Raw genomic sequence first — 13582 nt, forward strand, 5'->3', positions numbered from 1 at the left:
GAAACTCCTTTTAAGCCTCGAACAGTTTTTGCGATGCCGCCCAGTTCAGGAACAGCTCGGGCCAGATCGCGGCGGGCTTGCCCTTGGCGCGATTCACACCGAAGCCGTGACCACCTTCAGTGAACAGATGCGTTTCGACGCGGATGCCTTTGTCCCGCAGCGCCTGACGGAACAGCAGGCTGTTTTCCACCGGCACAGTCGCATCGTCCTCCGCGTGGACGAGGAAGCAGGGCGGCGCGTTGGCGGGCACATTGCGGTGGGGCGAGTGCGCGCGTTCCTGCTCGGCGGTCGGTGTCGCGCCGAGCAGGTTCTTGCGCGACCCACCATGCGAGGCGGGAGCGGTCATTGAAATCACCGGATAGATCGGCGCTGCAAGGAATGGACGCGCGGACTGCCGGTCCGCCGCATCGACGGGATCGTAAGTGGTGGCATCGAACCGCGTCGCGACGTCCGCGCACAAATGTCCTCCGGCGGAAAATCCCATGAAGGCGACGCGCTCCGGATCGATGCCATAGGCCGCAGCCCTGCTCCGCACGATCCGCATGGCGCGTTGCGCGTCCGACAGGCACACGTCCGGCCCCGCCGCCCAGCCTTCATGCGGCAGGCGATAGAACAGCACGAATACGGTGATGCCTCTGGCCGCCAGAAGCGGGGCCACTTCATAGCCTTCCTTGTCGACCACGACCCAACTGTAGCCGCCACCGGGCGTGATGATGACCGCCGCCCCATTGGGTTTGGCGGCACGGAATACCGCCATGTGCGGGCGGGCGATCTTCATGACGGCGCGATCGTTGAAGCTTGGGTCCGTACTGCGCTCCTGCACGGCCTCCTCCAGCCCCCCTGCGGGCAGCCCCGGCGCGCCCTTTGGCCACAAATCGATGGTTTCCTGCGGCTGCGGCAGAACGGACTTGCTGCCCGGCCGATTGCCGGGCGCTGGCGTCTGTGACGCTACGCGGCCCGTGGCGATCATCGAAGCGCCCAGCAAAGCTCCACCGACAATGGTTCGCCGACTGATATCGCTCATCCTCGTCTCCTGACAAAAAATGGCCAACCGCCGTGTGCAGACAGCGGTTGGCCACATCTCTCACCTTAAAGGTGAAACTGGTGACTCACATCTTGAACCGTGCGCCGACCTGAATGGTGCGGCCGAAATGGTTGTATTCATAGTTTCGATTGGCATCGACATCCGTATAGCGGTCGCGATATTCGTCGGTCAGGTTGATCCCTTCCAGCGACAGCTCGATGGATGGCAGGATCTTGTAACGGATCGAAGCGTCCACATTGACCGTCGAATTATAGCCCTCGAATACGTTTCCGGTGCCGCTGTTCTGATCGACGAAACCGCTGCGATAGCTGGCCGACACGCGTGCGCTGAACTTCTCGTCCTCATAATACAGCGTGCCGTTCAGCGCTTTCTTGGAAAGGCCGAAAAGCGTGGAACTCCGGGTAGTGGTCACGTTGGGGCCAAAGCCACAAGGCGACGCCGGATTTGCTGCCGGCACACAGGCGTTTACTGTCGGGCCGGTCACAAGATAATCGGCGGACGACTTCACATAGGTCGCGTTCACGATGCCGCCGAAGCGGGACAGGAAGCCCGGCAGGAAGCTGAAGGGGCCTTGGACACCTATCTCGATGCCCTTCAGGCTCGCGCCCTCGCCATTGGCAGGGGTCGTGATGTTCCACAGTCTCCCTTCGGGATTGGAGGCGGCTTGAGAGCTTGGCGGGATAAGGGATAGCGGCAGACCCGTCGAAGCATAGGTGCCGCTAGTGGTCAGGCTGATTGGGAAACTTGCGACATCCTTTTTGAAAAGGGCAATCGAGAAAATAGATTGCGGAGCAAAATACCATTCAATGCCGATATCGTAAGACGCTGCACGAAAAGGTAAAAGCTCGGGATTGCCGAAGTTGATGTTGTAGTTGAAGCCATCCACTGACCCGCCCGGAGTTAGACTACCTAAGCTAGGCCGTGTGATGACCTTCGCCGCTGACGCGCGAATGATAAGGTCACGCATAGGGAACAGCGCGACGTTCATCGCGGGCAGCCAGTCATCATAAGAGCGCTTGATGGTGCGTGCGATCCCGCTCGCCAATCCGGTGGAGCTTTGATTGGTCTTTACATAACGGACGCCCGCATTCGCCGCATATTCCAGGCCGAACAAGTCGCCCTTCACGTCGAACTGGAGATAACCGCCCGTCGTCTTCTCGGTGACGCTACGCGTATTGCCCGGATCGATGGCGGCGGTGCGATCGTACAGGCCGGTGAATTCGGTTCCGGCAGGCAGGTTCGGGATCAGGAACTGCGTCGTGGTGCCGGCTGACTGGCCCGCTTTGCCCAGATCGAAAATTTCGCCGAGAGCAGAGGTCGCCTGATAGCCATATACTGCCGAAGGACCAAAGACGCTGGAACCGGTGCAGGTAATGGTGCCGAGCACTGCGTCGCGCCCGCCAGTGGCGGTTGTCGGGCAGATGACGGCATCGCGCGTGAAGCCGATCGTCGAGAAATCGAACTGACGGTGCACCGCACCGGCCTTCACCTGAAAGCCTTCGGTCATGTCCCATTCGGTACGCAGTTGCAGCGTCTTGAACTTGTTTGTGGTGGTCGATGGACGGTCGCGAATTTCCGAAAGCTGGAAATTGGCGGGATCTGTCACGCTGGTGCCGAAGCTCAGCACCGGCTTGCGCATATTGGTGTAATCGTAAGTGTAGCCCTGCGCGTCGCGATCGTCGAACACGAGCGTCGTTTCGAGCGGAATGTCGGCTTCGGACTTGGAGAAGCCACCTAGCAGCGTGAAACGGAACGTGTCGGTGACATCCTGATCCCAGGTCGCGCCCAACTGATAGAATTCTGTCGTCGATTTACGCAGATAATGTTCGGTGCGCACCCATGCGTCGTTGAGCGTCGCCTTCACCAAATTATTGTCGCCATCGATCGTGTAGTTGCTGACGTCGATGGAACGCTCATTGCCACGCAGCAGGACTTCGCCCCACTTCTCCTCGCGTGTCGCTTTGAAGCGCGAATAGAGGCCATCGATGGAAATCTTGGTGGCGTCGGTCGGCGCAAACTGCACCGAACCGGTGATGCCCAGCCGCTCGCGGTCATGCTTGACTTCGCCGTAGCGTGGAATGCGTGGATGGAAGGCGAGGGCCGCGGCATCGCAAGTTGCGGTAGGTCGATAGTAACCGCCGCTGTTTGGGCGCGGTCTGTCTGTATAAATATAGCCGGTTGGAGGCGTGCCGACGGGAGTCGCGTCGTAGAAGCAGGGTGCCCCATTCACCGAGTCGAAGCGGCCCTGCTGCCACCGGACTGTATTGTTGCCGAGTTCCAGCGTCTTCAGCTTAGAATAGGCTGCGGAGACGGCGACGCCAAGGCGGCCATCGGGAGACTTCCACGACGCAATGCCCGCAAGGCGCGGACCCCATTTCTTCGAAAGATCATTATAGCTGCCGGTGGCCGAACCGACCAGCGTCAGGCCGTATTTGCCGCCCAGCGGATTTCCGGTGTTGAGGTCCACGACCGCCCCGAGCGATCCTTCGTCGAGGCTCGCTTCGGCAGTCTTATGAACCACCAGAGAGCTGAACAACTCCGACGCGAAGACATTGAAGTCGAAAGAGCGGTCACGATTGGGGCTGGCCCCGTCGGTCGAGGTCGCCACCGTTTCGAGGCCATTAAGACGAACGCGAGTGAACTGCGAACCGAGGCCGCGTACCGTGATCGCACGGCCCTCGCCGCCGTCGCGCTGAATCGAAATGCCCGGAATACGCTGCAACGACTCGGCAAGGTTCTGATCGGGGAACTTGGCGATATCCTCCGCCACGATCGCGTCTACGGAGCTCACCGTTTCGCGCTTCAGGTTGATTGCGGCACCCAAAGACTGGCGGAAACCGGTGACAACGATATCCTGCGTTTGTTCCTCTGCCGGAGCCGCCTGATCCGCTGCCGGCGGCGACTCGGCGCCCGTGGTTTGTGCAAGAGCGGGGGCGACGGCACCCACCGCCAGCGCCGCTCCAGACACCGCGCACAGCCACTTTGCGGGCCGCGAACGGATTTGAGCATTCTCCATCGTCTTCATCTAGGCATCCCTTCCCAATTACCGGCCTTTGTCCAAACTGACGATCTCGCACGGATCTGCCGACTTTTTAGACACCGGTGTCAATCAAGACTTGCAGCGAGTTGCGCCCAATGTCAAGAATGGTTGAGAGAGGAGACTAACATTGCTGCACTGGACCCTTAAGGGATTGATAAGCCTTGGCTACGCGCTGGCCCTGCCGTCTTTGGCGATGGCCGCCGGGCCAAAGGCAACGCCTCCTGCGGCGATTGCGGCAAAGGGGCAATTTGCCTTTCCAGGTGCAGTCGGCTGGGCGGCTACGACGCCGGGCGGTCGTGGCGGGCGGATCATCCGCGTGACCACCCTCGCGGCGGGCGGGCCGGGCAGTTTCAAAGCGGCGCTGGAAGCCGAAGGGCCACGCATCATCGTATTCGAAGTCGGCGGCGTCATCGACATGGCGCGCCAGACGATCACGATCCGCAATCCTTATGTCACAATCGCGGGACAGACGGCCCCATCGCCAGGGATCACGCTGATCCGGTCGGGCATCGATATCGCCACGCATGACGTAGTGATGCGGCATATTCGCGTCCGCACCGGCGTGGATTCGCAACCTCTGCTAAGCGGCTGGGAAGCGGATGCGCTTTCGACCGTCGGCGGTCACGATATCATCATCGATCACTGCACGTTCAGCTGGGCAATCGACGAGAACATGTCCGCTTCCGGCCCACGCTTTACTGGCAAGACGGTGGAGGAATGGCGCAAGGCGACATCGCACAACATCACCTTTTCCTATAATCTGGCGGCGGAAGGATTGGCGAACGCAAGCCATCCTAAAGGCGAGCATAGCAAAGGCACGCTGCTTCACGACAATGCGACCAATATCCTGATCTACCGCAACATCTACGCGCATAATGTGGAGCGCAATCCGCTGCTGAAGGGTGGCGTGCATGCGTCGGTCGTCAACAACATCATCTACGATCCGGGCGAGCGGGCGGTCCACTACAACCTGATGGCGCTGGAATGGGGGGAGCATCCCTATCAGAACGGTAGGCTGTCTGCGGTTGGCAATGTCATGCGCGGCGGTAATTCCACAGCGGCGGGGCTGCCGTTCCTGACGCTGGGCGGCGACGGCGACCTGGAATATTATGGCAAGGACAACATTGCGGTCGACAAGTTCGGCAAGGCGCTGCCCATGTTCGGGCGCTATGGCGAAACCCGCGCCAAGCTGATCGAGAAGAACGAGCCGCTCGATTGGTGGACTGGTCTCGACGTGCTGCCGTCGCGCGATGTGGAGACTCACGTCCTGTGGCACGCGGGTGCGCGCCCGTGGGATCGCGACGCCGACGATTTGCGCGTGCTGTTCTTCGTGGCGGAAGGGCGCGGATCGATCATCGACGACGAGAAAACGGTCGGCGGCTATCCCAAGTTTACGCCCACGCGCGCGCCCTTCGTCGAAGCGCAATGGAACCTGGATACGATGGAGCCGAAGTCGGGCCGCTATCCGGGCCAGAAAGAGGACATCGCGGAACATCTGTCCGACCGCGACAAATTGATGCGGCAGGAGGCGAAATAATGGGCATGATCCTGGCGCTGATGCTGGCCTCGGCCCCGCCGATGGCGGTCATCGACGAACGGCAAGTGGCGCGCGAGGAGCCGCCGCCGCACGGCCAGATCGGGATGAGCACCGCCTATCGCATCAGCGACGCGGTGCCTCAACCGCGCACCATGGAATTCCGCAAGCGCGTGCTGCACGTGGGCGCGGCGATCGGCATCCACCCGATCGCGCATGACGAAGTGTATTATGTTCTCTCGGGAGAGGGCGAAGTGGAGTCCGATGGCATCCGGAAGGCCCTGAAGCCTGGCATGGCAGCCTATCTTTACACCGGCGCGAAGGTCGGTATCCGCCAGTTGGGGAAAGAACCGCTGTCGCTGATTATCAGCTATCCCGTTGTAAAAGAATAGATCAGCTTCCGGGTTGAATATAGGGCACGCGGGCGAACAATTCGCGTTCCCAGCCGCGCGGGTCGTTCTCTACCCGGCTTCGCGCGTCGAAGATCATCGTCGCCCTTTGGTCCAGACGATATTGCGGCCACGGCATTGATGCGTCCACTTCAGGGTCACCTTTGCGCGCGAAGGCGATGAAACGGTCCATCATCGCATCCGATGCAGCTTTGGCGTACGATCCTGTGCCGGTCAGCGATCCGGATGCGTCGAGCGTTCCGAACGAGAGCGGAATGTCCATGGTGTGCGGCGCGCCGCGTTCGGGTTTGACGGGAGACGCGAAGTCGACCTGATATACCCAGGTCGGCGCGCCGGCGCGGGCGCGGGCTTCCGCCTCGATCACTTGTCCCGGCCAGCTACGCCCTGCCGTCGTTGCCGCGTAGAAGACGCGTTCGGGCGACCAGTCGGGATACTGCGCGCGATACTGCGCCACGATCCATTCGGGCAGCAGGTCCATGCGCAGGTCGGACGCCATGCGCTGCGCGAGATTGTCCCAGTTCAGCCCAGTTAGCTTGGGGCCATGCGGGTCGATGAACGCGCGCGTCTCGTCATGGGTGTTGCCCAGCATCATCGGGATGCCGTTCCCCTGCGGATTGGCGTCCGGCCAGAAGGGGTGGCGGAGCAGCCACTTCATGTCCAGCACCGGCCCCATGTAGACGCCACCGCCCAAGATAGGGTCTTCGGCTGACAGCGCATCGATCAGCCGCTCGGTGGGCAGGGAGAGGAGGGGAGCCAAGTTGGTCTCCGTGACCCCCAGCTTCCCCAGATAAGCGGCGGTACGGCGTGAGGCATTCATCGGGCCGGACGCCGTCACCTGCTGCCCGCTCATCGTAATGGCGCGATGAAACAGGCCGGCGGCGGCGGGCATGCCCATCATCGTCGCGATCTTCGCGCCGCCGCCCGATTGTCCGAAGACGAGCACATTGCCGGGATCGCCCCCGAAGGTCGCGATATTCTGCTGCACCCATTTCAGCGCCAGTATCAGGTCGAGCTGACCCACATTCCCGCTATCGGCGAAGCGCGGGTCTAGGCGGGCGAGATACAGATAGCCAAGCGCGTTGAGCCTATGGTTCACCGTCACGACCACGACATCGCCGCGCGCCGCGAGTTTGTCGCCATAGTTCAGCGGATCGACGACGCTGCCGTTCGAATAGGCACCGCCATGGATGTAGAGCATGACGGGGCGCTTTGCCTTCGGCTCCAGGCCGGGCGTCCAGATGTTGAGGAACAGGCAATCCTCGTTTTCGGGGTCTTGCTTGCCGAGTTGGGGGCAGGAAGGGCCGAATTGTGTGGCATCCGCGGTCCCGCTCCAAGGCACGGGCGCTAGCGGTGCCTGAAAGCGTCGTTCGCGGGTGTTTTGACCATAGCGAAGGCCGCGAAAGACATGCAGGCCACCTTCTCGTGTGCCGCGCACCCGTCCGGCGCTGGTACGGACGACAGTGGAGGCGGTAGCTGCGAAGGACGGCATGACCATTGTCACCGCCAATGCGCCAGCGCCTGCCAGCACCTTGCGACGATCAGCGGCGAACATCTCGATCCCCGTCGAGGAAGGCCGCGATATCGGCTTGCGAAAAGAGCGAGGCGTCGCCAGGAAGCGAATGTTTGAGCGCCGTCAGCGCAAGGCCCGCTTCGGCCGCCATTTCGATGTCCTGCGGGTTCGTCAGCAAGCCATGCAGGACTCCCGCGGCGAAAGCGTCGCCCGCGCCGATCCGATCGACAATGCCGGAGACCGCTATTTCGTCCGTCTGGTGCGAGCCGGTCGGCGTGTCGATGCGGGCCGCGATCTTGTGCCGGTCGCTGTCCTCGACATGCCGGGATGTAGAAGCAATATAATGCAAGTTCGGGAAGGCGGCGAAACCCGCTTCGGCGGCTTCCCGGCGGCGGTCGGGACCATCGCCATGGAAGCTCTTGTCGAGCAGCAGCGACATGTCCCGGTAGTTGCCGAACAATATATCGGCCATGCCGATAAGCTCGCTGAGGATCGCGCGCGGATCGCTGTCCCACGCTTCCCAAAGGCGGGCGCGATAATTGCCGTCGAAGATCAGCGTCATGCCGCGCGCCTTGGCCGCCCTTGCAGCGGCAATAGCGGTGGCGGCGGATCGCGGACCTAGCGCAGGCGTGATGCCCGACAGGTGCAGGTGGGTGCCCCCCGCCAGCACCACATCCCAATCGAAGTCGTCCACGCCTGCGAGCGCAAACGCGCTATCGGCCCGGTCATACACGATGTCGGATGCACGCACGCCCGCGCCAGGTGTAAGGAAGTACAGCCCCATGCGGCCCGCCGAGCGCGCCACATCTCCGCAATCGACGCCCGCGCCGCTCAATGCAGAGACAGCCATCTGACCGAGAGCGTTGTCGGGAACCAAGCTGACCATCGCCGTCGCGTGGCCAAGGCTTGCAAGCCCGATTGCCACGTTCGCCTCGGCGCCGCCGACATGCACGTCAAGACTACGGGCGGAGCGTAGCAGCAGCTTGTCGGGTGCGGAAAGGCGAACCAGCAACTCGCCAAAAGCGATGAAGCGGGTAGGTTGCGTGGCGGTCGTGGTCATGGCCTTACTCTACTAGCGTGCGAGCCAACCGCCATCCACGGCCAGGATGTGACCGTGGATATAGTTTGCGGCACTGGACGACAAGAATACGGCCGCCCCGCCGATATCCGCCGGAGTGCCCCAGCTTCCTGCGGGGATACGCTCCTGTATCTGGCGATTGCGAGTCTCGTCCGCCTGCAACGCAGCAGTGTTGTTGGTCGCGATATAGCCTGGCGCAATTGCGTTCACGTTGACGCCCTTTGCCGCCCATTCATTAGCGAGCAGCTTGGTGAGGCCTGCGACGCCGCTCTTCGACGCTGTGTAGCTGGGCACCCTGATGCCGCCCTGGAATGACAGCAGTGACGCGATGTTGACGATCTTGCCGCTGCCCTGGGCAATCATGTGCCGCCCCGCCGCCTGACACAGGAAGAACAGGGATTTGAGATTGGTGTCGATCACCGCGTCCCAATCTTCCTCTGTGAAATCCACGCTGTCTGCACGCCGGATAATGCCTGCGTTGTTGACCAGGATATCGAGTCCGCCGAGCTTCTCCAGCGCCTCATCGACGATCCGCTGGATCGGTTCGATGCTGGACAGGTCTGCGGATATGATTTCCGCTTTCCGGCCCAATGCACGGACCTTCTCGACAGTCTCCTGTGCGGGTGTGCGGCCCACCGCCGCGATGTCGGCTCCGGCGCTGGCGAGCGCGACCGCAATCGCCTGCCCGATGCCGGTGTTCGCGCCGGTCACGATTGCGACTTTGCCCGTCAGGCCGAAGGGATTGTTCATCGCGCCGCTCACTTCAACTGGCAGATATCGAGCACATTCATGTCGGTATAATCGAGATTCTCGCCACCCATCGCCCAAATAAAAGCATAGCTCTTCGTGCCCGATCCCATGTGGATCGACCACGGCGGGGAGATGACCGCCTCTTCATTGCCGATGACGATGTGACGCATCGCTTCCGGCTCGCCCATGTAGTGGAAGACCTTGTCGTTACCGTGCAGGTCGAAATAGAGATAAATCTCGCTGCGGCGGTCGTGAAGGTGCGGCGGCATGGTGTTCCAGACGCTGCCGGTTTCCAGGACCGTAAGGCCCAGCAGCAATTGCGCGCTCTCGCAAACGCCGGGGATCACGAGCTGATAGATTGTGCGATGGTTGGAATTGTCGAGATCGCCGCGTTCCAGCGGATTGGCTTCCGCCAGCGTGATCTTCTTGATCGGGCACACCTTATGCGCGGGCAGGGAGGCGATGTAGAAGCGTGCTTCGGCCCCTTCAAAGGTCACGTCAGTCGATCCCATGGGGACGTAGAGACATTCCTTGTTTCCCAGGTCGAATCGCTGGCCGTCCACCGTTACCGCGCCTTCGCCGCCGATGTTCACGACAGCCATTTCGCGCCGTTCAAGAAACGGCTTGCCCGCTGCCGAAGCCGGGACAGTTTGCACAGGGAGCGGCAGCACACTGCCTGCCGGAACCGCGCCACCGATCACGAAACGTTCATTGTGGGAATAGTTTAGGCGGACTTCACCGCTCACGAACATGTCGGTGACGAGATAACGATCTCGCAACTGCCCATTATCCACGCCGTCCATCATATCCGGATGCGTCGCGTGGTAGGTCTTCTCAAACATGGTAGATCCTCAACTGATTATTTGGAAACCGGTGTCATAGCTAACCGAATATCAGGGTTGGGCAAGTGGCGCAACCGATCCACGACGAATGAGCGTCGAACTAAAGGTGGACGGTTCGGCGACTTCGGCCTTTTCTCCAATTGCTGTTCCAATCAGCTTGAGCGCGGCGGCTCGGCCCATCGCCACGATCGGCCAGCGCACTGTGGTCAGCGGCGGCCATACGCGCATCGTTAAAGGGGTGTCGTCGAAGCCGATGATCGACAGTTGCTCGGGCACCTCTATGCCGCGCAGTCGTGCGGCATAGAGCACGCCCGCCGCCATTTCATCGTTGCTGGCGAAGATCGCGGTTGGGCGGGATGACAGATCGAACAGGCTTTCCGACGCCGAAACGCCCGATTCGAAGGTATAATGTCCATCCGCGATCAGGCTACGCGGCAGGCTTATACCCGCTTCGGCCAAGGCAAGTTCAAATCCTTCGCGTCTCTCTTTCGCCGAACGGAAACCATGCGGCCCCGCAATCAGCCCGATCCGCCTATGCCCTTGCGCGATCAGATAGCGCACGGCGTCCGCCACGGCATCGCGATCATTGGACGCCACCATATGCTCAGGATCGTCCAATATGGCCGAGCCCATGCGGACGTAGCGGCATCCTTCCTCATCGAGCATCCGCGCAAGCTGATCGTTTTCGGAAATTGGCGGCAACACGACGACGCCGAACAGCCGCTGACGCGTTACAAAGCTTTTGATGTCGTCCATCAGACCGTTCGAACCCCGATCCACTGGCCTGATGACGAGTTCGAATTCAGTGCCGTGCAGCGCCTCCAATATACCCTGCTGCATATTGAGGATCATCTGCTGATTGGGGTTGTCGTAGATAAGGCCGATCAGGAAGTTGCGCCCCAATGCCAGAGCCCGCGCCTGCGGATTGGGAACATAGCCCGTGTCACGTATGATTTCCTCAACACGGTCGCGGGTCTCTTGGTTCAGAAGTGGCGATCGATTGATGACACGGCTCACCGTTTTCTTGGACACGCCCGCCATGCGGGCAATATCGTTGATTGTCAGCTTCGGACTGGCCCCGTCATCGTTCAGTTGTTTTGCCATGCGGCTTTATAGCCCAGCTTTGTAGAAGCGCCAGCGTTCCTGCAAACGCGAAAGAAGGAAGATTATGGGGCGGATGCCAACGTATTGACACCGGTTTCCTTTAATAGCAGATATGAACCTATGAGCGAGACGAAAACCGTAAACACACCCCCGCACGCGGTAGAGACCGCAAGTCGTTTTTTGGAGGCGCGTCGTTCGGCTGCTTCTTTGCCGGATTATCCCGGATCTCCACCCGTTTCGCTGGACGAAGCCTATGTCATTCAGGATGCCGCGCTGAGTCAAAGTGCAGAGACCGTAGGCGGCTGGAAGGTGGGGCGGATCAATCCGCCGCTTTCCAATCAATATGGTGCGGATCGGCTGGCGGGGCCGATCTTCGCCTCCACGATCAGCAGGGTAGAACCAGGATCAACGGGCCGCATTTTTTCTAAAGGATTCGGGGCAGCGGAGGCGGAGTTCCTGTTCAGGATCGGCAACGCCCCGGACCTTGGCAAAACCAGTTTTACGCTTGAAGAAGCGGCTGCGCATATCGACGCTGTCCATATCGGAATCGAGATTGCAAGCTCGCCTTTTCCGGGCATCAACGAACTGGGACCGGCGGTGACGGTCTCGGACTTCGGCAATAACAATGGCCTCATCATCGGCGTGCCGGTAAATGATTGGAAGTCAGAAGCTTTTGCCGATGTCGACGTCCACGTGAAAATCAATGGTGTGGTGGTGGGAACGGGCCGCGCTAGCGGCTTTACGGACGGGGCTGTAGGATCGGTGCGGTTCCTGCTCGAACATCTCGCACGACGCGGCATAGCCATCAAGGCGGGGGACTGGATATCGACTGGCGCAGTGTCGGGTGTGCATCCTGTCAAGGAAGGCGACCGAGTGGAAGCGAACTTCGGCTCTTTAGGCATGATGGAATGCACCATCGTGGCGCAGCAGGCACAATAAACAGCCGACGGTACATATAAGGCCGCGGCAGGAAAGAGGACAGAATGGCAGAGGCGGTACAAAGGGCGAGCGAGCGCGTGGGCCGCTATCGGTGGGTGGTCGTAGGATTGCTGTTCGCAGCCACTGCGATCAACTATGTCGACCGGCAGATGATCGGCGTGCTGAAGCCGACGCTCGCGGCCGAAATGAAATGGTCGGAAACCGACTATGCCAACGTCGTTTTCTGGTTCCAGGCCGCTTATGCCATCGGCTATATCGGGTTCGGTCGGATCGTTGATCTGATCGGTGCGCGGCTTGGATATACGATCGCCGTCGCTGTGTGGACCGTCGCCCATGTCGCGCATGGCGGCGTGAACAGCCTGATGCAATTTGCTGCAGTGCGCTTTGGCCTTGGCCTTGGCGAGGCGGGCAATTTCCCTGCCGGCATCAAGGCTGTAACGGAATGGTTTCCGCAGAAGGAGCGCGCCTTCGCCATTGGCCTGTTTAATGCGGGCGCGAACGTGGGTGCGATCATCACGCCGTTGCTCGTACCCTGGATTACCGTGCATTATGGCTGGCGCATGGCCTTCATCATCACCGGCATATTCGGTGTGCTATGGCTGGCCGCATGGCTCATCGTCTATCGCCGCCCGCAGGATCACAAGCGCGTCACGCCTGCGGAAATCGCCTATATTCAGCAAGATCCCGCTGACCCCATCGTGCCCATCGGCTGGCGCAAGATCATCACGGTCCGCGAAAATTGGGCCTATGCGATCGGCAAGTTCTGCATCGATCCGATCTGGTGGTTCTTCCTGTTCTGGCTGCCGGGTTATCTCGGCACGCGCTACGGCCTCGATCTTGTCAGCTTTGGCCCGCCGCTCGTCGCGATCTACATTTTGTCGGACTTCGGCAGCATCGCGGGCGGATGGCTGTCGAGCCGATTGATGCGCGCAGGCATGACGGTGAACGCAGCGCGCAAGATCACGATGTTGATCTGCGCCTTTGCTGTCCTGCCGATATTCTTTGCCCAGTCCATCGACAATCTCTGGGTGGCCGTATTGATTATCGGACTCGCAACTGCTGCACACCAAGCGTTTTCCGCCAATCTCTACACACTGCCCTCCGACCTGTTTCCGCGGGCCGCTGTGGGGTCTGTCGTGGGTATCGGCGGTACGGCAGGCGCGATCGGCGGCATGTTGATGGCCAAATATGCAGGTTACGTATTGGACAGCATCGGAAGCTACGCACCTCTTTTCGCGGTGGCGGCGAGTGCCTATTTTGTAGCCTTGCTGGCGATCCATCTGCTCTCGCCCCGGCTTGAGCGCGTCAATGTGTAAGGTTTACCCGAAGC

The 13582-nt window shown here is 60.7% G+C and carries 11 protein-coding genes; 4 read left to right on the plus strand and 7 right to left on the minus strand.

Translation table 11 applies throughout. The features are described 5' to 3' along the window. Positions 1 to 10 precede the first annotated feature (10 nt). Positions 11 to 1024, minus strand: coding sequence for an alpha/beta hydrolase (locus C1T17_RS02125; RefSeq protein ID WP_104951998.1), 1014 nt, complete (start codon positions 1022 to 1024; stop codon positions 11 to 13). 85 nt (positions 1025 to 1109) lie between these two features. Then, positions 1110 to 4070, minus strand: a complete 2961-nt coding sequence (locus C1T17_RS02130) for a TonB-dependent receptor (protein WP_223262750.1) — start codon at positions 4068 to 4070, stop codon at positions 1110 to 1112. Positions 4071 to 4278: 208 nt separating this feature from the next. Here C1T17_RS02130 and C1T17_RS02135 point away from each other — a divergent pair, with 208 nt between their 5' ends. Both C1T17_RS02135 and C1T17_RS02140 read left to right on the plus strand, forming a co-directional pair. After that, complete coding sequence (locus tag C1T17_RS02135; protein ID WP_104954951.1) at positions 4279 to 5622, plus strand: polysaccharide lyase family 1 protein; 1344 nt, start codon at positions 4279 to 4281, stop codon at positions 5620 to 5622. Continuing rightward, on the plus strand, positions 5622 to 6011 hold the full coding sequence (locus C1T17_RS02140; protein WP_104951999.1) for a cupin domain-containing protein: 390 nt from the start codon (positions 5622 to 5624) through the stop codon (positions 6009 to 6011). The genes C1T17_RS02135 and C1T17_RS02140 overlap by 1 nt, the downstream gene beginning before the upstream one ends. Position 6012: 1 nt before the next feature. On the opposite strand, the gene C1T17_RS02145 is transcribed toward C1T17_RS02140, so the two are convergent. Genes C1T17_RS02145 through C1T17_RS02165 form a run of 5 tightly spaced genes read right to left on the minus strand, consistent with a single transcriptional unit; the run spans position 6013 to position 11313 of the window. Beyond that, complete coding sequence (locus tag C1T17_RS02145) at positions 6013 to 7581, minus strand: carboxylesterase/lipase family protein (protein ID WP_104952000.1); 1569 nt, start codon at positions 7579 to 7581, stop codon at positions 6013 to 6015. Continuing rightward, positions 7568 to 8599, minus strand: a complete 1032-nt coding sequence (locus C1T17_RS02150; RefSeq protein WP_104952001.1) for a sugar kinase — start codon at positions 8597 to 8599, stop codon at positions 7568 to 7570. The genes C1T17_RS02145 and C1T17_RS02150 overlap by 14 nt, the downstream gene beginning before the upstream one ends. A 12-nt stretch (positions 8600 to 8611) precedes the next feature. Then, positions 8612 to 9367 carry a 2-dehydro-3-deoxy-D-gluconate 5-dehydrogenase KduD gene (gene kduD / locus C1T17_RS02155; RefSeq protein WP_104952002.1) on the minus strand — a complete coding sequence of 252 codons (756 nt, stop codon included), beginning with the start codon at positions 9365 to 9367 and terminating at the stop codon, positions 8612 to 8614. Positions 9368 to 9375: 8 nt separating this feature from the next. Beyond that, positions 9376 to 10209, minus strand: coding sequence for a 5-dehydro-4-deoxy-D-glucuronate isomerase (gene kduI / locus C1T17_RS02160; protein ID WP_104952003.1), 834 nt, complete (start codon positions 10207 to 10209; stop codon positions 9376 to 9378). Positions 10210 to 10260: 51 nt separating this feature from the next. Then, positions 10261 to 11313, minus strand: a complete 1053-nt coding sequence (locus C1T17_RS02165; RefSeq protein WP_104952004.1) for a LacI family DNA-binding transcriptional regulator — start codon at positions 11311 to 11313, stop codon at positions 10261 to 10263. A 120-nt stretch (positions 11314 to 11433) separates the two neighbouring features. Here C1T17_RS02165 and C1T17_RS02170 point away from each other — a divergent pair, with 120 nt between their 5' ends. Together C1T17_RS02170 and C1T17_RS02175 are read left to right on the plus strand one after the other, a co-directional pair. Further along, positions 11434 to 12252 (plus strand): 2-keto-4-pentenoate hydratase, encoded by an 819-nt coding sequence (locus C1T17_RS02170; RefSeq protein ID WP_104952005.1) that lies wholly within the window; start codon positions 11434 to 11436, stop codon positions 12250 to 12252. A gap of 44 nt (positions 12253 to 12296) precedes the next feature. After that, on the plus strand, positions 12297 to 13568 hold the full coding sequence (locus C1T17_RS02175; RefSeq protein ID WP_104952006.1) for an MFS transporter: 1272 nt from the start codon (positions 12297 to 12299) through the stop codon (positions 13566 to 13568). The last annotated feature ends 14 nt before the right edge of the window (positions 13569 to 13582 follow it).

It is taken from the genome of Sphingobium sp. SCG-1 (genome assembly GCF_002953135.1).
In the GTDB taxonomy this organism is placed as follows: Bacteria; Pseudomonadota; Alphaproteobacteria; order Sphingomonadales; family Sphingomonadaceae; genus Sphingobium.